The following is a 19,986-nucleotide window of genomic DNA, read 5'->3' as shown; positions in this document are numbered from 1 at the left end:
CACGGTCACTGTGCTTCGGCGGGCTGTCCCAGCCCGCCGAAGGCTGATTGGTCGCGCTATGAGAGTGTCCGATCCGGTGGTGCTCAGGGTCCCAGGACTCCGGCGGTGAAGGCCGCCAGGTGAGCCCGCATCTGCTCCCGGGTCATCCCCTGCCGGCCGACGAGGTGTTCGACGAGGTCGGCGCGGGTGGCGGCAAGCAGAGCATGCGCGGTGAAGTCGCTGTCGGCGAGTCCGGGAATCCCTTCCAGCGCGGCCTGGAGTGTGCTGTGCCACCGCTCGTAGTGCTCTGCCGCGTAAGGGCTGTCGCCACCGGTTCCCTCGAGCGCCAGGGCGAGGTGCCGGTTGTCGATCTTGAAGCACAGGACGGCATCGAGGAGGGCGGATACGCGCTGGAGCGGCGGGGTGGCCGGCCCCAGAGGTGGCGCCCCTTCCTCGATGGCGCGCCGGATCGGTGCGAGCCGCATCTCGTACAGCGCATGGATCAGGCCGGTGCGGTCACCGAAGCCGCGAAAGAGCGTCGCCTTGCCGACGCCGGCCGCTGCCGCGATGTCGGCCATGGTGACCGCCTCGGGGCTGTCGCAATGGGCGAAGAGTGCGTCGGCGGCCGCGAGGACGGCCTCCCGGTTGCGAGTGGCGTCCGCGCGCGGCTTGCGTTCAGGGCGTTCGGACCGTTCGGGCATGAGGCTCCTCCTTTACAAAACGGACCCCGGGTCCGTATCGTCGGCCCCATGAAGCGGACCCAGGGTCCGTATCGTACGGGGCGGAGCAACTCATGAGCGCGAGCACCGCACCGGCGGATCCGTACCGCCACGGCCTGCGGCTACTGCTGGAACCCGCTCGCCGTCCAGAACACCGCCGCCGACTTCGCCAGGAGCAACCAATGAACGAACCCCAAGAGTTCACCCTGGTCATCGGGGCCACCGGTACCACCGGCAGCCGCGTCGCCGCCCAGCTTGTCGCCGGGGGCCGGTGCGTCAAGGCCGCCAGCCGACGCGCCACCCCCGTGGACGGATCGCGTTCCGTACGGTTCGACTGGGGCGACCCCGCGTCCTTCGAAGGCGCCCTTGAAGGCGCGGACCGGGTCTACCTCATCCCACCGCTCGGCGATCCGGACCCGGCGGCCGTCATGCTGCCCTTCCTCCGACAGGCCCGCACCGCAGGGGTCCGCCGCGCGGTCCTGCTCAGCTCGTCGGCGATCCCCGCCGGCGGCCCTGCCGTGGGGCAGGTCCACCAGGCCCTGCCCGGACTGTTCGACCAGTGGGCGGTCCTGCGGCCCTCGTGGTTCATGCAGAACTTCACCGGCGACCACGCGCACGCCCGGACCATCAGAGCGGACGGAACCATCCACACAGCGGCCGGCGACGGCCGCGTCGGGTTCGTCGACGCCGACGACATCGCCGCTGTCGCCGTGCACGCACTGACCGAGACGCAGGCCCCCAACACCGACCTGATCATCACCGGACCCCAAGCACTGAGCCACAGCGACATCGCCGCCATCCTCACCGACGTCACCGGCCGGACCATCACCCACCGCAGGCTGACCTACGAGCAGATGCGCGACCGCCTGGCCGCCGACATCCCCGCCGAGTTCGCCACACTGCTCGCCGACATGGACCACGCCATCGCCCAAGGCGCCGAAGACCGCACCACCGACACCGTCCAACGCCTCACCGGCCGCCCACCGAGCACCTTCCGCGCTGTCGCAGAACGGGAACTGGGCCGGCTCCGGAGCTGAACTTCCCGGTTCCCACCGTGGCGAGGGCGCAAGTGAAGCGATGCCCTGACGGGCTCGAGTGGAGACATCACCCAAGGCTGGGTATCGTCAAGTAGGCGTTTCAGCCGGATGCTGGCGGCGTGTAGGCATTGATACCAAAGGCCGGTATCAAAGGCCGGAATGGCACGCCCACAAACGACCATCCCGCTGCATTTCGCTTCAGCATTCACACCCCGATTCCCCGGCACTCCCGTGCTGTCTCCGGAAGGGGAGAACGATGCGTTCCATGCGATCCCTCGCGCTGCGGGCAAGCCCGATCGCCGCCGCCGCGGCCTTGGCGTTCTCGCCGGTTCTGACGCCGCAGGCCGTGGCCGCGCCCGCCCATGCCACGGTGGTGGCGGTACCGCAGGTCACATGGGAATACGCGACCGCGCCGCTCCTCCCGGGGGCGACCAAGCAGATTCTGGACTTCTGGGGCGCGGACGGCTGGGAGCTCGTTCAGGTCGTCCCGAACCCCGCCAACCCGGCTCAGCTCGTGGCCTATTTCAAGCGGGCGCTGCCGGCGTAAAGGTCGGATCCCGGGGGTTCACGCCGGCCAGGGCAGCCCGAAGCGCCTGCCGATCGAGGGGCTCGGGGGCGACGGCCGGGTTCGGGCCTACCGGGGAACGTCTCCCCGCGCCTCCCGCCACATCGACCAGAGAGTCGGGCCTCCGCCGGGTACGTGGATCTCGCACCGCACGGTGAACCCGAATCGCTCGTAGAAGCCGATGTTGGCCTGCTTCGACGATTCGAGGTGTACCGGCAGACCGGCGGCGTCCGCCTTGGCCAGGCCCGAAAGCAGCAGGGCGGCGCCGTGTCCGTTGCCCTGGGCCGCCGGGTCGGCGCCGAGCACCGCCAGGTACCAGTGGGGTTCCTGGGGGGCTGCCTCGCCGACCAGTTCCAGCATTTCTCCCAACCGGGCCACGTGATCGCCCAACAGCCCGTTGATACGGGCCAGCGTCCCCTCGTCCGGGTGCTGCTCGGCCGTACCGGGCGGTGTCCAGAAGGCCGCTGCCGCGTCGGTGCGTTCACAGTGACCAAGTGGGCCGTACTTGTGCGTGAGCATGACGTCGAACCACTCGGCAAGACGCTCCTCACGCCCATCTTCGTCGGGGAAGAACCACAGCATCATCGGGTCGTCCCCGAATGCGCGGGCCAGGATGCGTGTGATCTCAGGGGTGTCGCCGGTCTCGATCGGCTTGGGTGTGTTCGGTGACTGCATGCGGCCAACGTAGGTTCCAAGATCCTTCCGGCACATCGGTCGTTCTGCCGATACCCGGGCCCCGGGTACGGCCCGCCGCGGCGCAGGGACGGCACACAGGCCGACTCCGCCGCGTCGATGGCGATCGTGGCGCTCATCGGCGGCACCTCCCCCGTCGCGGCGAGAGGAGCGGCGGCCCCCGACCCGTCCGCTCCGGCGACCGCGCCCGCCGGGCAGGGGCCCGTCGAGGGCAACGCGGAAGCCGGGAAGTCCGGCTCGGACGCGGACGCGTCCGCGGTGATCCGCTGTGACGGCCAGGTGCAGCGCCCGCACAGCGCGGCATGACGGGCCGGGCATGTGGCGGATGTACCTCGACCTGGGTTCGAGTCTCCATCCCCGACCCTGGCAGACGTGGCAGTTGCCGGTCACCGATCCCGCCGCCGATGTCCTGGAGATCGGCGGCGCGGGCGACTGGGCGGCTTTCGTCGGTCGCTATCCGCTCGTCCGCGGCAACGACGTCTACCCCGATTGGGCCAAGGTCGCCCGGGACTTCCCCGGGGTGCATATGACGCTGCGCGCGATCGTCGCGGCCCAGGGGTTCCGCATCCTGGTGGCGGACGGTCTGGCCGCGGCGCCGTTCTGGGACATCGAGTCAGTGCTGTGGCTGCGCTGGTGCTTCGACCCCCCGCGCCTGGTAGAGGTCACATCGCCCCACGTCCGGCCGTGACGGGGGCCGGCTCCTGATTCTGCCTCGCCACCGCTACGGGCCGGCCTGCGACCTCGTCCAGCTCGAGGAATCCGTTCGACGGCCGGCAGGAGGAGCGCGGTCACAGTCGGATGGCCTGGATTCCCTCCGAGGACAGCGCGTACAGGACGCCTGAGGCGATGTACGGATCGGCCATGGTGATGGAGGTGGCGGGCAGTTGCCACCGGGGTTTGCCGGTGCGGGCGTCGTAGGACCACATGTTCCCCGCATGGGTCACGATCACGTCGTCGCCGGCAACATAGGGACGTGACGAGCACCTCGTCGTGCGGTCCACCCGCCACAGCTGCTTGCCGGTGTCCGCGGACACGGCCAGGACGTAGCCGCGGTAGGCGCCCAGGCCGAGGACGCTGTCGGATCCGAATTCCAGGGCCGAGGTGACGAACACCCGGCCGGCGTGCTGGGTGACCAGCGGCTCGCGACGGTGACCCCACTGGGGTTCCAGTACCCGACTCCGACCTGCTTGTCCCATCGGCTGCGGCCGGTGGCGGTGTCCACGGCGAGGAGGCCGCCAGGCTGGTCGGTGGTGACGAAGAGACAGCGCCCGTCGCTGCTCGTGCCGTAGGGATTCAGCTTCCTCGGTGCGGTGAAGGACCACAGCGCTGTGCGCTGCGGCGGGGCGGGAACGTCCTTGTCCCGCTGCATTTCCCAGCTGGTGTAGCCACCGGCGCCGAGGACTCCCGCGGCCGCGGTCAGGAGAAGAGTCCGCCGCGACGGGAGACGGTTGTTCGAATTCAGGGACACGCACGGAACTTACCGTGCAGTAGCGCGAAAGCGCGGCCCGGATCGCGGCGGACAGCGGCTACGTCGACCAGTCAGGAGCAAGCACCGTGCGGCAGGCCGACCAGGCGGATCGGCTCAGCATGGGGCGGAAGCGGGTGAACAGGGCCAGGAGCTCGAGTCCACACGTCTCGCGGAAGAAAGGATCGATGCCGGCGAGGTCGAGTTCGTTGGCGGCGGACAACTCTGCGAAGTCTCGTCGCAGTTGCCATTCCGGAGCGTGGACGCGGCCGGTGAATCGGTCGCGGAAGGCGGCGTCGGTGGCCGTGAAGGCCGGATAGGTGGCCTTCCGGTCGCACGAGGCGTAGAGGTACACGACGGCTTCGGCCTCGGCGCCGATCACCATCGCGAGTTCGGTGCGACGGTCCGGCGTAAGCAAGGCGGCGGGAAAGCCGTCGGTGCCGTAGAACGCATGACACAGGCCTGCGAGCTGCAGCGCGGGGCGGGCACCCCATGCGGCGAGTTGCCCTTGGACGCGCTGGAGGTGTGCGAGGAGAGTGCCGCCCGGATGGGCGATGGCCGCGGCACCGAGTTCGCGCAGGAGCGCGGTGGCTTGGTCGGCGGCGAAGGAGGAAGCAGGCATGGCGGTGTCCTTCCTGCGCTCGGGTCGGCACCCGTCCGTGCCTTCGCCTGGTCCGGACACCGCGAAGACGCCGGACGGGTTGCCGCCCTGGGCCCTGCACCGATCCTCCCCGGCGTCCTGACCCCCAGTCAATCCTGGGGATTCATCGTCATATCCAAGCTGTAGCTTGGGTGTATGACTCTGGACGACCTTCGCGTCTTCGTGGCCGTGTGCCGAGCGGGAAACCTCAGCGCCGTCGCCCGGGAGCTGGAGTGCACACAGTCGGCGGTGAGCCAGCATGTGAAGCGGCTGGAACGGGAGACCGGCGTCAGCCTTCTGGAGCGCCGGCCGCGGGGTGTCGTGCCCACTCAGGCGGGGCGCGTCCTGGAGGAGGCCGCCGCCGACAGCCTTGCCGGCCTGGACCTGGCCCTGCGGCGCATCGGAGACCTCGTCAACGGCGACAGCGGCTCCGTGCGCGTCGCCACGGGCGGCACGACCGTACGGCACTTCATGTCCGAGGCCGTCGTCGCCTTCCGGCAGCGCTACCCCAAGGTGAGCCTGGAGTTCCGGACGGAGACATCCGGTCGCCGGTGTTTCGACGCCCTCGCCGCCGGCAAACTCGACCTCGCCTGGGTCACCATCGGCGATCCTGTGCGCGGCATCGAACAGCACCCCGTCGTCGACCTGCCCTGGGTGCTGGCCGTCCGTGCCGACGATCCGCTCGCCGACCGCCCTCGCGTCGGCACCGCCGACCTCACCGGCATCCGCCTCATACGGCTCCCCCGGAACTCCACCTCAGGTGCCCGCCTCGACGTCGCCTTCGCCGAGCTGGGCATCCAGACCGACTCCGACACCAGCGTCGCCGACTGGGACACCGCCCTCCTGCTGGCGGAACTCGGACTCGGCCGGGCCGTCATACCCGCCCTGCCAGGCCGACAGGTACCCGGCGAAGGCCCCCTCCGCCTCGTACCCCTCCCCGACCTGCCGCCGCTCCCGGTCGGCTGGGCCGTCCGCCGCTGGGACGCCCTCACCCCCCTCGCCCGGGCCTTCGCCGACACCGTCGCCCGCCATTGCGTGTCGACCTCGCCCCGACAGCGCGCGAGGTAGACACTGTCTACCTCCATCGGGTAGACAGCGTCTATGGAAAGCGAGAACTCCCTTCGGGAGCGGTTGATCGACGTCGGAGTGGAACTCGTGGCGACCACGGGTTCGGAGTCGTTGGGGCTGCGCGAGATCGCCCGTCGCGCGGGGGTGTCGCATGGGGCTCCGCGTCGGTACTTCCCCACACTCCACTCCCTGCTCTCCGCGATCGCCCGGCGCGGCTTCGAAGACCTCGGGGCCCGGTTCGCGGCGGCTGTCGCCGACACGGCGTCGCCGAGGGCTCAGTTGCAAGCGGCCGCGCGGGTGTACGTCGGGTACGCGCTGGAGTGCCGTGGAATGTTCGAGCTGATGTTCCGTCACGACCTGCTCGACAGCGAGAAACAGGCATCGGACGGGCCACGGCTTCGGGAATCGACCCTCCCTCTGTTCGAGCACTTCGTCGCCCTCGTCGCCCAGTGCCGGGCGGAGCAGGGCACCGCGAAGGCCGGCGGGCCGGGCACGGCCGCTCCCCCGCCTGCCGTGACGGCCGCCGCTCTGTGGGCGAACCTGCACGGCGTCGCCCAACTGTGGACGTGGGGCAGCCTGCAGCTCATCCTCGGCACCGAACCGCCCGGCGCCGCACCTCGTGGCGACCGACTCGACCGGCTCGACCGGCTCGTCGCGGCGGTGCTGGACGCTCACCTGGGCCCGGTGACCTCGTGATCGCCCCCGCGCAGCGGCACGTTGCGCTCCTGGCCTGCGTGGCCGGCGCGATGCTCGTCGCGCTGGACGGCACGGTGCTGCTGGTCGCGCAGCCGAATCTGCAGCATGACCTCGGCGCGAGCGTGGCGCAGGTGCAGTGGACGAGCACGGGTTATCTGCTCGCCGTGGCCGCGCTTCTCGTCATCGCCGGGCGCCTCGGGGACCGGTATGGGCACCGACGGCTGCTGTTCGTCGGCGTGCTCGGTTTCGGGGCCGCCTCGGGCGGTATCGCGCTCGCGCCAGGGGTCGGCTGGGTGATCGGCCTGCGCGTCGCGCAGGGCGTGTTCGGCGCTCTGCTCCAGCCGGCGACACTCGCGTTGCTGCGGCTGACGTACCCGGCGGACCGGCTCGGCAGGCCGGTCGCCATCCGGACCAGCGCGATCGCGGTGGCCGCGGGGGCCGGTCCGGTACTGGGAGGTGTCCTTGTCGCGCATCTGGGTTGGCGTGCCGTGTTCTGGATCAACGCCCCCATCGCACTCCTGATCGCCGCACTCACCCTCGCCGTCCGGCCGCCGGCGCCGGAACGCACCGGCCCCCAGCGGCTCAACCTCACGGGCGCGGCCCTGCTCGCGATCACGCTCGCGATCCTGGTCCACACCCTGGCCGGCGTACCGGCGCACGGGTGGACCACCGTGCCGACGCTGCTCGGACTCGTCGCCGTCGTGGGCCTCGCAGTCGTGCTCGCCGCGCACGAACGACGCAGCGCGTGTCCGATCGTGCCGCGTGCGGTGGCGCGGTCCGTGCCGGTGGCGGCGTCCATGGTGATGCTTCTGCTCACGGGCGCCGGCATGTTCGGTGCGCTGTTCACGGCCACGTTCTACCTCCAGGACGTACTCCGCCTCGATCCCCTCGCCTGCGGCTTGCGCGTCCTTCCGCTGACCGCGTTCATGGTCCTCGGCTCACCCGTCGCCGTTATCGCACTGCGCCGGTACGGCCCGCGCCGTAGCGCGATCGCCGGTACGGCTCTTGTCGTCCTGGGTATCGCGGGGCTGTCCCGGCTGGGACCGACGAGCACGTGGATGGCCATGGGCGCGACCTTCGCAGTGCTCGGCGCGGGGTGGGCCACCGTAATGGTCACCGCCACGGGGACCGTCGTCGGGGACGCCCCACCCGGTTACGCCGGGGTCGTCGGCGGACTCAAGCAAACCGCCATGAACATCGGGCCGACCTTCGGCATCGCCGTCGCCGCCGGCGTGACCTCGGACGGCTCCCCGGACAGGGTCGCAGCGTCCGCCCCGACGATGGGTTTCACGCTGCTGATCCTGGCCGGATTCGCGGCCCTTGGCCTGCTACCGGCATCTTTGCTGCCCCCCGCCCGGGCTACCGAGCGAGAGAAGCCGCGACCGCCGCGGCCGGACGTAGCCCCCGCCGCCGGTTGCGCGGCAGCCCGTGACGTCCGCTGAGTCCGCCGATTCCGCTACGAAGCGACTGTCCCGGTCGCAATCATCAACGCATGGCCACGAGGGGATGGTGGCGGACGCCTCACGCTACGGGTGACCACGGGACCCAGGGAAGAGCCTCACGCCAACCGGGTCGCCCGTAGGCCCAGGCCTGAAGCACCTCAGCCACAGGTTCTACGGCGAAGGTCTCGTGCTCGCGGGGTACCCATGCCTGGAAGTGCCTGTCCGGCCCTCCCTCTCGGTACTCCACCTGATAGCTCAGGTCGTCGTTGAGACGGACCTGCATGAAGTGCTGGTCGGCAGGTTCCACGTCGAGCCGCCGCACGACGACAAACCGCCACGTAAGGTTCATGTCGGCCAGCAAGTCGTGCAGTTGTTCTTCGGACGGGTCGTCCCAGGTCGTTCCGTCCGCTTCCATCGCTTGAAGTACTGGTGCTGCCATGCAGGTGACTCTAGTGGCCGATCAAGCCCTTGACCGCGGTGGGCTCGGCTACGTGCGGACCCGCCAGGCGCACGTAGCGGTGGCGGCTCTGCCGTTCCTCGGCCGGCAGGTTTCCGTACACGCAGGTGCGACGATCTTGGTATGAACACCTCTGAGCCGTTGCCTGCTGCGGAGAGCGCCTTCATGCTCAACGCGTTCGAGATCGACATCCTGCCCGGCGTGCGCGGGGACTTGGACGAGCCGCTCGCATCGGCCGCGCCCGAAGAACTGCTCCGCGTCCTTCTTCCGCTCGTCGACAGGGGATGGATCGAGGTGTGCCGCGTGATTCCGTTGGCGGCTCCGGACGGGCGGCGTGGTATCCAGGCCGGCGCGCCCCTTGCCCGTGAAGAACTGCCGAAGGTCCTGGCCGATGCCGCCAACTGGGAGTACCCCGGCGGCGGCGACTGGATCGGCTGCCTGACCCTCACCCTCACTCACCAGGGGCGTCAGATTCCCTGGTGAGTGGCCGGTGGTCCCACTTCGGTGGCGCCCCGGGGACCATCCCGCATGCGCGGGGAGCAGGCCTTCAGCGCAGCTTCGATCGCCTGCCACCCGGGCGCGCCCTCCCCGTACGGGCCCGAGCCCGCTCGGGCAGGCCCGACAGGTCGCGGTCGAGCCACCGCTCGGCCTGCGCCCATGCGGCCTTCGCCATGACGGCCCGCAGCCGCCCGGGCAGCGCCGCGCACTGCCGCCGGCACCGCTCGCTGCCGCAGTGCAGCGGGGAGGCCTTCGCGCCCGACCGCGGGTACTCCATCGACTTCGGCGGCAGGTAGACACAACCACAGACCATGCAGGTGAACACCGGGCGCATCGTCGACTGCTCCCCGGCCGCTTCTTCGCTCGTGCTCATCAGCTCTCCGTCCCCGTACCGCTGCAGTGTGAGCAGGCCGAGACGAACCTGTGGGTGACGGCGACCTGGTTGCCGTTCTCGTCGAGCTCGACCGAGTGCTGTTCCTTCTCGGTCACCGCATCGCCGTTGCAGGCGCCGCATTTCCGCTCCCGCCCACCGGACATCGCCGGCCCCCTTCTTCCGAGGTCGCCCCGAGGCTATCGCCGGAGCTTCCTCACGGACAGGTGGCGAGCCCTGGCGCAGCAGTGAGAGCCGGCGGTCGCTCATCACCTGGCCCACTCCCGGACGCCGCCCACACTGTGAACAGCGTTGCGTCAGGTGCCGGGCACGCCGGCCGGGGCCAAGGTAACGGAACGGGGTCGAGGTTACCGAATCGGCCACGTCGCTCTTCGGCCAAGGGCTATACCGGTGGCGTGACTGTGCCAAGGGATGTGGACGAAACGCGCGGTGAACTGCGCGATGTTCTCGACCGGTCCGAGGCGTGGCTGCGCGATGCGGCCGCCCTCCCCGAGGTTCCGGGAGAATGGCCGGAGGAATTACGCGGGGAAGCCTCGACCGTCAAGCGGCTGAGGACGCGTGCGGCCTCGACCCTGATCAACGTGGCGCTCCTGGGGGCCTTCTCATCCGGCAAGAGCTTCCTGCTCAGCGGTTTGCAGGGCGGTCTGGAACTGGTCGAAGTGCAGACAGCCGACGGCCAGACGGCGGACAAGTTCGTGGGACTGCTGCCGTCCTCGCCGGTGCCGACCACGGCCTGTCCGGCGAGCGTGGTGCCGGTGGACGTCCAGTCCACGGTCGACGCGTCCGGGACCGGCTATCTGCGGGTGCGCTTCACCGACTCCGCCGACGGCCAGTGGGAGGACGTCGGGAACTCCCCGGCCCCGTCCGTGGTCGCGGCGTACGCGATGCAGGACGCGGACGTCACCGACCGGCTCAGGGAGCACCGGGGCCGTGAGGTCGCCGAGGTCGAGGTGCTCCTGGCGGACGCCAGGCTTCCTGCGAAGTTCTACGACCTGCCCGGCTACGGCTCCCCGAACCCCGTCCACGACATGATCGTCAGGGCCGCGATGGCCGATGCCGACTGCTTCATGTACGTCTCGCACGCCAGCCGGACGCTGTCGGAGCGGGACCTCGACCTCATCCGCTTCCTCTACGAGCACTATCTGCTCTCCGGGAAGCGGGTCGTGTGGGTGGTCACCGCCATCGACTCGGCGTCGAACCTCGATCTGCGCAATGTCGTCGAGTGGAAGGCGACCATAGCCCGCAACAACAGCTACCTGCGGGAGAATTTCACCCTCCCCGACGGCCAACCGGACCTGGGTTTCATAGGCGAGGGTTTCCTCCCCGTCTCCCCCGCCCTGGAGGCGCGTGCGGCCAAGCTCGAGGCCGAGGAGGCCGAGGCGCCCGCACGGCGGTACCGCGCGGAGAGCCGGATGGACACGCTGCGTCAGGCGATCGAGGACCTGATCAGCACCGGAACCGGTACCCGGCACATCGCCGCCGTGGCGGCCGAAGCACGTGTCCTGCTCGTTCCCCGGCTGCGGGTGATCGAGGACCGGCTGCGGGCCGAGCGGCTCGAGGTCGACGGGCTGAAGGAACTGCTGGACGCCCAGCAGCAGCGGCTCGCGCTGTTGGACCGGGAGCTGCCGCAGTTGCGCGAGCAGCTCGAGCGCAAGCTCCAGACCCGCATCGGGCGGGCCGTCCGGCCGTTCGGCCGCCTGGCCGCCCATCTGCACACCGCGCTGGACTCCACCATCAGGCAGACCGACGTCAGCAAGCTGGCCAGGGCGAACCAGGTCCAGGTGTCGAAGTCCCAGGCGCTCCGGGCGTGGATGGAGGCCCCGACCGGTCCGGCAACGCTGTGGACCGAGCAGTTCGAGGCGTTCAAGCAGGACGTGGTGCAGGCCGTGGAGCACGTCTTCGGTGACAAGGACCTCGCGGGACGGCTTCCCGACTCCGTCTTCGACGTGAACGATCTGTCCTTGCCCCAGCGGCCGCATCGCGCGACCAGCGCCCAGGACGTGGTCCAGCGTGCGGCGGCCCTGGTCGGCATCGTCACCCCCGTCGCCGCGGGCGGGACCTGGCTGTACGGTCTGGCGGCGGCCGGCACCGTCTTCCCTCCCGCCGGGTTCGTCGCGGGCACGGCCGCGATGGTCTTCATGGGAATCCAGTACCGCAAGAAGAAGATCAGCTCGCTCCAGGCCCTTCAGGAGGAGTGGATCAGCTCCATCGACATCGAAGTCGCAACGGTCAAGGAACAGTTCGCGCTCTCCGCCGGTGTCCAGGGCACCGACGTCATCGATCACCTGAGCAACAATCTGGCGCAGTACCGGGAGCAACTGGAACAGACGCGCGACTTCGTACGGCAGCGCATCGCCAACCCCGAGAACCAGGTCCGGCAGGGCCTGATCGAACAGCTCGAACCGGTCTACGAGGAAGGCCGGGCGCTCATAGAAGCGCTGCGGACCCTGGAGAAGGCCTGACAGGTCCGGAGGCGAGGGCGGTGAAGGACGCCGGCGGGACGATCTGCCCAGCTCCCAGCGCCAGGGGATTCCAACAGGCACTCACGGATTCGGCATGGTGCGCCGGCGTTCCGTCATCGTCCTCACCGGTCGGGTCAGCCTGCGCATGACCGTGCCCAGGACGCGTTCGAGGGGGAAGTAGCCCACCTCCCTCGAGTCATAGCTGATGCCGCTGTTGTCGCCGAGGAGAACCAGCCGGCCTGGCGGCACGTGGCGTTCCGGAGTGGTGGCCAGGGAGCGGACGTGGTGACGGGGGACCGGGTCGCCGGGGACGGCGGCTACGCGCTTGATCAGCCATGCGCGTCCGTGGACGGCCGTCGCGCCGGCCGCGGGCGGGACGGGCGGGTCCGGCCAGGTTCCGCCGGGTGCCGGGTGTTCGGCCACGACCACCTGGCCCACGGCCGGTCGGGAGCCGCGCCGGACCAGGACCCGGTCGCCGTCCTCGAATGCCGGGGACATGCTCGCGCCGCGGACCGTCACCACGACCAGTCCGCGTGTGAGCACCAGCGTGGCGGTGGCGGCGACGAGCGCCGCGCCGGCCGCCGCCGCCAGGGCGGCCCTCACCGGGGTTCCCCGGTGACCGTGGGGGCGGGCTCGGTCCCGGCGGTGTCCTCGGCCTCGGCTCCGTCGACTGAGCGATCTGCGCGATCTGAGCGATAGCCGGCCGCCTGGAGGGCGAACAGGCGGGCGTAGCGGCCGTCGGAGGCGACCAGTTCCGCGTGCGTGCCCTGTTCCACGACGCGGCCGTCCTCGAGGACGGCGATGGCGTCGGCGTCTCGTACGGCACCGAGCCGGTGGGAGATGAGCAGGCTCGTACGCCGGCCGCGGTGGCGCCGCAGTGCGGTGTGGATCTCGTGTTCGGCCTCGGCGTCGAGTCCGGCCGACGGCTCGTCGAGGATCATCAGGTCGCGCCGGTCGCGGAGGAACGCGCGGGCGAGGGCGAGTCGTTGCAGCTGACCGCCGGAGAGGACCACTCCGGTCTCCGGATCGTCCTTGTCCGACTCCATGAAGAACCTCCGTGAGAGCAGGGTGTCGTACCCGTAGGGCAGGGCAGCCAGTCGGGGATGGATCCCCGCGCGCCGTGCGGCCGCCTCGACACGCGGGCGGTCGCCGAGCGCCGTGAGGTCGCCGAGGGCGATGCTCTCCGCGGCTGTCATGTCGTAGTGCATATAGTCCTGGAACACCGCTCCGATGTGCCGTCGCAGGTCGGCCGGGTCGACGGTGCGGATGTCCACACCGTCCCACAGGACCGCGCCGCGTTCGGGGTCGTAGAAGCGGCACAGGAGTTTGACGAGGGTGGACTTGCCCGCGCCGTTGAGGCCGACGAGGGCGAGCACCCGGCCGTGTTCGAGGCGAAGGTTCGCCCCGCGCAGCACCCACGGGTGCTCCTCCGAGTAGCGGAACCATACGTCTCGCAGCTCGATACCCGAGGAGAGGGGCGGGAGGGGTACGGGTGCGGCGGGCACGGGGAGGTCCGGTCCGGACTTCGTGACCGTCAGGTAGTGGTCGAACATCAGCAGCGCCTGGTGGGAGCGGGCCACCTCGCTGGCGAGGGTGGCGAGCGCACCCTGGATTCCGGCCACGGCCGCCACGAACATCACCACGTCGCCGGCCGACAGGGTGCCGGAGTGCGCGGCGGTCACCGCCCACAACAGCCCGCCGCCGGAGACGAGCGCGGCGAGGAGTCCGAGCCCTGCCATGACGAGGGCCTCTCGCCGGTCCACCGTCCGTTTGGCGGCGTCGGCGGTGCGCCGGTCGGCGAGCATCCGCGCGCGCAGGAATCCGCCGATGCCGAAGAGTCGGATCTCCTTGGCCGCTTCCACGCTGGACAGCAGTTCGCCATAGAACATCTGCCGTCGCTCGACCGGGCCGATCTCCCAGAATACGCGCGCTTTTCGGCGTGCCATGGAGACCTCGGAGACCAAGGTGGGCACGGCCGCGCCCAGCACGAGAGCGGTCATCCACGGGTTGAGTACGGACAGGGAGCCGAGGAACCCGCCGATCGTGACGGCACCGCGGGCGATGCCGACCGCCCCGTCCACGGCCTGGTTGGGGGTGCCGCCGCCGGAGCCCTGGGCCAGCCGCAGCCGGTCCAGGAAACGCGGGTTCTCGAAGCGGCCCAGTCCGGCGAAGCCCTCGACCGCGCGGAAGAGCCGGTCGTCGGCCAATAGCCCCACCCTGCGGTCGAGTTCGCGCCGGAGGTACTGGCTCGCCTGAGGTGTCACGGCGAGGACGACGCCCGCCGCGGCGAGTCCGGCGCCCACGCCGACGAGGTCGGCGAGCGGGGCGTGGGATCCCAGCCCGTCCAGAAGCAGCTTGGTCAGCCAGGCAGTGATCACGGGGAGGCCCCCGGCGACCAGGGTGAGGACGAGGTAGAGCCCCAGAGCGCTGGGGGACGCGCTCGCCACCAGCGCGGCAGCCGCGGCGATCCGCCTCGCCACGGCCGCGGGGCTGGTGGTCCCTCCGGGGGCGAGATCCGCCGCGTCGGCGCGGGGGCGGGGGCCGGCGGGGCCGGGCCTCGGGCCTGGGCCTGGACTCGGGCCTGGGCCTGGACTCGGTCCCGGGCCTGGACTCGGTCCCGGGGTGCGGTCCGGCCCTCCGTGGTCCTGCCCGCTCATGCCGCTACGACGGGCGCGTCCAGGTCGACATGGTTGCGTGCGATCACGGGCCGCCCCGCGGCGTCCGCGGTGACCTGGAGCAGGGTGGGGAAGCCGAAGACCTGGAACGCGTCGGTCACGGTGGTGTCGCTGCCTTCCTGCACCACGACGCGGGCGACCGGGCCGAGTTCGGCGACTTGCGATCGCGCGCGGTCGGCGGTACCCACCACCACGGCCAGCACCTGCTCGCGACCGCCGGGCACGTTCCGGGCGTACTCCACGAACTTCGGGAGCATCTCGTGGCACGGTCCGCAGTTCGGTGAGAAGAACGCCACGAGCGTGTCACCGGAGAGCGATGCCCGGGTCAGCGCCTCGCCGTCGGCGGAGACGGCGCTGAATTCGCCGACCCGCTCCCCCACTTTGATGACGGGAGGTCTGCCGGGGGCGCCTCCGTCGGCGACCTTGGTCAGCATCGCCGTGTGCTCCCGCAGCCTCTTGATCACCCCCAGGGTGAGGACCAGGTCCAGTGTGCAGAGCAGTCCCACCAGCACCACTGCCGCGGTCAGGACGGGCATGGGGTCGTCTCCTCCGGGATTCATGGCTTCGCAGGGATACGGGACGTGCGGAACAGGTCGAGGATGTCGTCGAGCGCGGCGACGAGCCCGCCCAGGAGCAGGCCGGTGCACGCCGCCAGTACGGCCCCGGCCGGGGCGGTGCCGCCGCCCGCGGTCACGGCGATCGCGCCGGTGACCGCCATGGCCGCCAGCGCGAGGTTGCGTACGAGGTGTCTCGGCCCGAGGACGCTCGCCGAGGTTCCGAAACATCGGCAGGGTGTTCGCGTGCCCCGCCGCACGGTCAGCGCGATGCCGGCCGTGAACACCGCGAGCAGGGCGGCCGCGAGCACGAATCCGGCGACGGCGGCCACCGGCAGCGGCGTGATGAGAGCCGCGCACACGGCGGCCTCGGCGGCCACCACCCACCGAGCCACCGACCGGGACGAGCGTGGGGGCACGATGCGCATGCCGTCCACCGAGGACACGAACCGGTCGAACGCCCCTGGCCCCGCCGTCTTGCCGACGGACGAGGCGAGGAACACCGCGCCGATCAGACAGCGGATGCCGAGCGCCAGATATCCCACCGGTTCTCCTCCTCCGGCTGTCGCCGTGTCGCTCCCGTTCCGGTCGGGGGCGGTTGTCGCCGGTCGTCACCTTGTGGTGCCGTTCAACCGGCTAGGGGTGAGGCAGTGGTGCGGGTCTTCTCCGGGCGACCGGTGTCATCAGCACTGACAGACGATCGTCGGGCAGCCGCGGGAGTTGCAGCAGGCCCAGCAGGGGGCGTTGTAGCCGCACTTCTCGCTGCACTGCCAGCAGGCCGGGTAGTTGCCGCAGGAGAGGATTTCAGCGGCGGCCGCGTCCACTTCGGGAACGAACTTCCCCAGCAGGCGGCTGCCCAGTTCCGTGAGCTTCGCGTACATCACATACTCCTCACTCGACCCGTAGCGGGATCGGATCCGGGATGGATCGGTGCGGCCGGGCTTGCGCCCCGCCTCACGGCGGTGAGTCTCATGGGCCACGAGAACGACGGATAGTGCTGTTTCCGGTCGAGGCGAGCCCGCGGGGCGGCGTATGCGGCCTCGTGGGGCGTGACGGGAAACAGGCCTTGCCGGATGTCCCGCGCGTCGCACGTGGTGTTCCGGCCCGCCCCGGGACACCGGGAACGGCGGTGACGGTCGGGGACGACCCGGCGGCTCCATGCCCCTGCGGACCGGTTCCTTCCTCCCGTGGGCGGGAAGCGCTCCCACCGGTTGCGCCGACGGGCGGGCACCCTGGCCAGGGTCGGTGCATGCCGCCGGTATGCGCCATGCGAGCGAGGCCGACCGAGAACGGTACGACATGTTCCGGCCGTCGCCTCCACTCCTCCGCACACCGGGCCGACGGGATGGTTCCGCTTCGGTACGAGGTGTGGTACGTGCGACGCCCAGGTCTCGTTCAGGACTTCGTCGCCGTCCGCCACTGGGGTGCGGGTGGTCCGTGGCCGCGCCCGTGTCGACGCTCCGGCATCGTTCCTCGTAGCCCGGGCGGCCCCGGACGCCTCTGCCGTACACCGATATGCGGACGTCCGGCCCGGAACAGCGCGGCAAGCATCGCGTGCGCGGAAGGGCCACGGCGGGACCGCGGGAGCTCCATCGGGCAGACGCAACCGTGGTGACGTGGTGCTCCGGGGCCGGGGAGCCGGATGAGGCCACCGGGACGTACGGCGGCCGGTTCTGGTCGGTCGCGCGGGGCGGCCGGGCGCTGCCCCCGTAACAAGCAGGGGCCGTGTCTGGGCCCGGGCTTCCGCCTCGTCTCCCGCCATTAGGAGGAGTCATGGGTGTGGCGGGATGCGGGCCGAGCGCGCCGCTCGTACGTTCAGGTGCTTGTCGAAGACCGTCCGCCGCGTGCGGCAATCCCGTCCGGAGCGCTCCCCCATGCCCTCTACCCTCCCCTCCCGTCCGCACGGGCCGACCCGGCGTGGCGCGCTCGCCGCGGGGCTGGCCACCGGCACCGGAGCGGTCGTCGCGGCTGCCACGTCGGCCCGGGCCACGCCCACTCCCGACACCGGCACCAGCCCCGGCACCGGCATCAGCCCTGGCGCCGGCCCGTCACCCGTGTCGTCCCCGGCTCCCGGAGCCATGAGGCTCTTCGCGGACGAGTTGTTCAACTTCAGTGCCCTGATGGCACTCGGCGGCTCCGGCATGGGCGCGGGTGAGGTGGGCGAGGTGCTCAGCGCGGTCAACGCGATCAACGCCGCGGGGCTCGGCGCGCAGACGTACACCGCGGAGTTCCGGCGCTGGGGCGACCGACTCGTCGCCACGGCCGGGAACCACAAGGAGACCCGCAGGTGGCGTTTCCTGCGGGCGGCCCAGTACTACGCGCAGGCGCTGTTCTTCGTCCTCGGCTCCGACAACCCCGGCGACGAGAAGAAGCTCTACCTCGCCGGGCGGCACGCCTGGGACTCGTTCGCCCGGCTCTGTGAGCCGGCCGCGCTGACGGACATCGTGCGATACGACAAGAAGACGTCCCTTCCGGTGTGGTTCTTCAGGCCCGACGACTCCGGCAAGCCGCGCCCGACCGTCATCCTCACCAACGGCAGTGACGGCCAGAACGTCGACATGTGGACCTACGGGGTCTCCACCGCGCTGGACCGGGACTGGAACGCCCTTGTCTACGACGGCCCAGGCCAGGGCCAGTTGCTCTTCGTCGACCAGCTGACGTTCACCCCCCGCTGGGAGCGTGTCGTCACCCCACTCGTGGACTGGCTGGTGCGCCGTCGGGACGTCGACGCCCGGCGGATCGCCCTGACCGGCCTGAGCATGGCCGGTGATCTGGCCCCACGCGCCGCCGCCTTCGAACCCCGTATCGCGGCCCTGGTCGCCATGCCTGGCACCCTGTCGCCCTGGCTCGCCTTCCCTCCGGAGATCCGGGAGATCGTCACCGCCGACAAGGCGGAGACCAATCGGATCTGGAACGAGGAGGTCGTGCCGGAACTCAACCCGCAGCAGGCCTACACGCTCGAGAAGCGGCTCGAGCCCTTCTCCGTCGAGGCCATGCTCGCCGCCCGCTCCGGCCGAATGCTGACGGACTTCTGGACACCGGCGCAGCGCATCATGGCGCTCGACATCAACGGTGTGGTGGGGCGGATCAAGGCACCCACCCTTGTTCTGGACTACGAGGACGAGCAGTTCTACCCGGGGCAGCCGGCCGAGTTCCACGAGAAGCTGCGCTGCCCGAAGAAGTACGTGAAGCTGACGGCCGCCACCGGCACCCAGCTGCACTGCTCCCCCATGGCGCCGCAGCAGCACGGCGAGGTCGTCTTCGACTGGCTGGAGGACACGCTCGGCAGGCGCGCCGGCCGAGCTCACCAACGACGGTGAGCACCGCGAAGCCCTGGCAGGGAGCCCACTCGGCCAGGCCCTGGGGACGGACGGCAGTGACGGCCCTGACCGGGCGACCGTGCGGCGGCCCCACTGCGAGACACCCAGTATTCGCCGACTTTGCCGTCAGGCTTGCGATGCGCTGTGTCCCACGCCAAGGTCGTCCGGCGGATGGGACCGCCACCCCTTCCACGCCCAAGAGTTCTCGCCGCACGCCGGGCTGCCACTGAGTCCGGACGCTCTCGGGCCGAACTCCCACCTGATCGTGTACAGGCGTCTCCAGGGAGGCATCGATGCTCCACCTGCAACTGATACCCCGCTCGCCCGCACGCGGAGGCACACGCTTCGCGCTGTGTGCCGTCGTCGCACTGCTCGCCACGCTGATAGCCCACCCCCAGACATCACACGCCACCGACAAGGCCAGGACCAGGGTCGCTCACGCCGCCGACCGGCCCGTCATGGCATGGCGGGGCACGGGGGCGGACAACGTGATCTGGTGGTCGCAGTTCGACGGCACCAACTGGTCCCCCCAGCAGGCACTCACGGACCGACGCACCGAAGCCGCACCCGCCCTCACACGCGGCAGCAACGGACGACTCCTCATGGCCTGGCGCGGCGCAGCCGACAACCACATCTGGTGGTCCCAATACGACGGTGCCACGTGGACCGCACCACAGGCGCTGGTTGATCGAAGAACCGACGGATCCCCGGCCTTGGGTACCGGAGCGGACGGCACGCCCGTAATGGCCTGGCGGGGAACCGGCCCTGACAACCTGATCTGGTGGTCGTACTTCGACGGCACCAACTGGTCCTCCCAGCAGGCACTGACCGACCGCCGCACCGAAGCCACACCCGCCCTCACACGCGGCAGCAACGGACGACTCCTCATGGCCTGGCGCGGCGCAGCCGACAACCACATCTGGTGGTCCCAGTACAACGGCTACAGCTGGTCCGCGCAGCAAGCGCTCAACGACCGCAGAACGGACGGCTCACCGGCCCTGGGTACCGGAGCGGACGGTACGCCCGTGATGGCCTGGCGGGGTGCCGGCCCTGACACCCTCATCTGGTGGTCGTACTTCGACGGCACCAACTGGTCCTCCCAACAGGCACTGACCGACCGCCGCACCGAAGCCGCACCCGCCTTGTCGCGCAGCGCCGACGGACAGCTCGTCATGGCCTGGCGCGGGGCCAGCGACAATCACATCCTGTGGTCCCGGTACAACGGCTACAGCTGGTCCGCACCGCAAGAGCTCTACGACCGAAGGACCGACGGCGCCCCCGCACTGGGGTTCTGACGGCTCCGGCTCTGCGCGGCCGGTAGCCGT

At 70.6% G+C, this 19,986-nt stretch carries 23 protein-coding genes; 11 read left to right on the top strand and 12 right to left on the bottom strand.

Features of this window, described 5'->3' with window-relative positions:
- Positions 1-83: 83 nt before the first annotated feature.
- Positions 84-680 (bottom strand): TetR/AcrR family transcriptional regulator, encoded by a 597-nt coding sequence (locus tag AB4K12_RS04900; protein WP_368432996.1) that lies wholly within the window; start codon positions 678-680, stop codon positions 84-86.
- Between the two features lie 200 nt (positions 681-880).
- Here AB4K12_RS04900 and AB4K12_RS04895 point away from each other — a divergent pair, with 200 nt between their 5' ends.
- Both AB4K12_RS04895 and AB4K12_RS04890 read left to right on the top strand, forming a co-directional pair.
- A complete protein-coding gene (locus AB4K12_RS04895) occupies positions 881-1,735 on the top strand; it encodes an NAD(P)H-binding protein (RefSeq protein WP_368432995.1) in 855 nt (284 codons plus the stop codon).
- Positions 1,736-1,991: 256 nt separating this feature from the next.
- A complete protein-coding gene (locus AB4K12_RS04890) occupies positions 1,992-2,282 on the top strand; it encodes a hypothetical protein (protein ID WP_368433160.1) in 291 nt (96 codons plus the stop codon).
- 87 nt (positions 2,283-2,369) lie between these two features.
- Here the strand turns inward: AB4K12_RS04890 and AB4K12_RS04885 are convergent, their stop codons facing one another.
- Positions 2,370-2,975, bottom strand: coding sequence for a GNAT family N-acetyltransferase (locus AB4K12_RS04885; RefSeq protein WP_368432994.1), 606 nt, complete (start codon positions 2,973-2,975; stop codon positions 2,370-2,372).
- A 117-nt stretch (positions 2,976-3,092) separates the two neighbouring features.
- On the opposite strand from AB4K12_RS04885, the gene AB4K12_RS04880 reads away from it, so the two are divergent.
- Both AB4K12_RS04880 and AB4K12_RS04875 read left to right on the top strand, forming a co-directional pair.
- Positions 3,093-3,299 (top strand): hypothetical protein, encoded by a 207-nt coding sequence (locus AB4K12_RS04880; protein ID WP_368432993.1) that lies wholly within the window; start codon positions 3,093-3,095, stop codon positions 3,297-3,299.
- 19 nt (positions 3,300-3,318) lie between these two features.
- Positions 3,319-3,681: a hypothetical protein gene (locus AB4K12_RS04875; protein ID WP_368432992.1), complete on the top strand. Its 363-nt coding sequence runs from the start codon at positions 3,319-3,321 to the stop codon at positions 3,679-3,681.
- 100 nt (positions 3,682-3,781) lie between these two features.
- Here the strand turns inward: AB4K12_RS04875 and AB4K12_RS04870 are convergent, their stop codons facing one another.
- Both AB4K12_RS04870 and AB4K12_RS04865 read right to left on the bottom strand, forming a co-directional pair.
- The gene (locus tag AB4K12_RS04870) at positions 3,782-4,189 is read right to left on the bottom strand and encodes a PQQ-binding-like beta-propeller repeat protein (protein WP_368432991.1); all 408 of its coding nucleotides are present in this window, start codon (positions 4,187-4,189) and stop codon (positions 3,782-3,784) included.
- Positions 4,190-4,519: 330 nt separating this feature from the next.
- A complete protein-coding gene (locus AB4K12_RS04865) occupies positions 4,520-5,080 on the bottom strand; it encodes a DUF6817 domain-containing protein (RefSeq protein WP_368432990.1) in 561 nt (186 codons plus the stop codon).
- Between the two features lie 174 nt (positions 5,081-5,254).
- Here AB4K12_RS04865 and AB4K12_RS04860 point away from each other — a divergent pair, with 174 nt between their 5' ends.
- From AB4K12_RS04860 to AB4K12_RS04850, 3 genes are read left to right on the top strand one after another with little or no spacing between them, the layout of a single operon-like run.
- The gene (locus AB4K12_RS04860) at positions 5,255-6,166 is read left to right on the top strand and encodes a LysR substrate-binding domain-containing protein (protein WP_368432989.1); all 912 of its coding nucleotides are present in this window, start codon (positions 5,255-5,257) and stop codon (positions 6,164-6,166) included.
- A gap of 33 nt (positions 6,167-6,199) precedes the next feature.
- Positions 6,200-6,862: a TetR/AcrR family transcriptional regulator gene (locus AB4K12_RS04855; RefSeq protein WP_368432988.1), complete on the top strand. Its 663-nt coding sequence runs from the start codon at positions 6,200-6,202 to the stop codon at positions 6,860-6,862.
- Between the two features lie 50 nt (positions 6,863-6,912).
- Positions 6,913-8,304: an MFS transporter gene (locus AB4K12_RS04850; RefSeq protein ID WP_368433155.1), complete on the top strand. Its 1,392-nt coding sequence runs from the start codon at positions 6,913-6,915 to the stop codon at positions 8,302-8,304.
- Between the two features lie 79 nt (positions 8,305-8,383).
- Here AB4K12_RS04850 and AB4K12_RS04845 read toward each other — a convergent pair whose 3' ends face one another.
- Complete coding sequence (locus AB4K12_RS04845) at positions 8,384-8,743, bottom strand: hypothetical protein (RefSeq protein WP_368432987.1); 360 nt, start codon at positions 8,741-8,743, stop codon at positions 8,384-8,386.
- 141 nt (positions 8,744-8,884) lie between these two features.
- Between AB4K12_RS04845 and AB4K12_RS04840 the strand changes: the two genes are divergently transcribed.
- The gene (locus AB4K12_RS04840) at positions 8,885-9,244 is read left to right on the top strand and encodes a hypothetical protein (protein WP_368432986.1); all 360 of its coding nucleotides are present in this window, start codon (positions 8,885-8,887) and stop codon (positions 9,242-9,244) included.
- Between the two features lie 64 nt (positions 9,245-9,308).
- Here the strand turns inward: AB4K12_RS04840 and AB4K12_RS04835 are convergent, their stop codons facing one another.
- Entirely contained in the window at positions 9,309-9,632 is a 324-nt protein-coding gene (locus tag AB4K12_RS04835; RefSeq protein ID WP_368432985.1) for a hypothetical protein, read from the bottom strand.
- Positions 9,632-9,796: a hypothetical protein gene (locus tag AB4K12_RS04830; protein ID WP_179198737.1), complete on the bottom strand. Its 165-nt coding sequence runs from the start codon at positions 9,794-9,796 to the stop codon at positions 9,632-9,634. Before AB4K12_RS04830 ends, AB4K12_RS04835 begins: the two co-directional genes overlap by 1 nt.
- Before the next feature lie 249 nt (positions 9,797-10,045).
- Between AB4K12_RS04830 and AB4K12_RS04825 the strand changes: the two genes are divergently transcribed.
- The gene (locus AB4K12_RS04825) at positions 10,046-12,112 is read left to right on the top strand and encodes a dynamin family protein (protein ID WP_368432984.1); all 2,067 of its coding nucleotides are present in this window, start codon (positions 10,046-10,048) and stop codon (positions 12,110-12,112) included.
- 81 nt (positions 12,113-12,193) lie between these two features.
- Here the strand turns inward: AB4K12_RS04825 and AB4K12_RS04820 are convergent, their stop codons facing one another.
- The 5 genes from AB4K12_RS04820 to AB4K12_RS04800 form a co-directional block, all read right to left on the bottom strand.
- Complete coding sequence (locus AB4K12_RS04820) at positions 12,194-12,715, bottom strand: S26 family signal peptidase (RefSeq protein ID WP_368432983.1); 522 nt, start codon at positions 12,713-12,715, stop codon at positions 12,194-12,196.
- The gene (locus AB4K12_RS04815; protein ID WP_368432982.1) at positions 12,712-14,592 is read right to left on the bottom strand and encodes an ABC transporter ATP-binding protein; all 1,881 of its coding nucleotides are present in this window, start codon (positions 14,590-14,592) and stop codon (positions 12,712-12,714) included. Before AB4K12_RS04815 ends, AB4K12_RS04820 begins: the two co-directional genes overlap by 4 nt.
- Before the next feature lie 173 nt (positions 14,593-14,765).
- A complete protein-coding gene (locus tag AB4K12_RS04810; RefSeq protein ID WP_368432981.1) occupies positions 14,766-15,323 on the bottom strand; it encodes a TlpA family protein disulfide reductase in 558 nt (185 codons plus the stop codon).
- Between the two features lie 20 nt (positions 15,324-15,343).
- Complete coding sequence (locus AB4K12_RS04805) at positions 15,344-15,886, bottom strand: MauE/DoxX family redox-associated membrane protein (RefSeq protein ID WP_368432980.1); 543 nt, start codon at positions 15,884-15,886, stop codon at positions 15,344-15,346.
- 138 nt (positions 15,887-16,024) lie between these two features.
- Positions 16,025-16,222: a hypothetical protein gene (locus AB4K12_RS04800; protein WP_368432979.1), complete on the bottom strand. Its 198-nt coding sequence runs from the start codon at positions 16,220-16,222 to the stop codon at positions 16,025-16,027.
- Positions 16,223-17,215: 993 nt separating this feature from the next.
- Between AB4K12_RS04800 and AB4K12_RS04795 the strand changes: the two genes are divergently transcribed.
- Entirely contained in the window at positions 17,216-18,661 is a 1,446-nt protein-coding gene (locus AB4K12_RS04795; RefSeq protein WP_368432978.1) for an alpha/beta hydrolase, read from the top strand.
- 293 nt (positions 18,662-18,954) lie between these two features.
- The gene (locus tag AB4K12_RS04790; RefSeq protein ID WP_368432977.1) at positions 18,955-19,956 is read left to right on the top strand and encodes a sialidase family protein; all 1,002 of its coding nucleotides are present in this window, start codon (positions 18,955-18,957) and stop codon (positions 19,954-19,956) included.
- Positions 19,957-19,986 lie beyond the last annotated feature (30 nt).

The organism is Streptomyces sp. C36, assembly GCF_040932295.1.
Taxonomy (GTDB): domain Bacteria; phylum Actinomycetota; class Actinomycetes; order Streptomycetales; family Streptomycetaceae; genus Streptomyces; species Streptomyces triculaminicus.
Note: the sequence above shows the minus strand (reverse complement) of the source record. Positions and strands in the feature narration are given on the sequence as shown.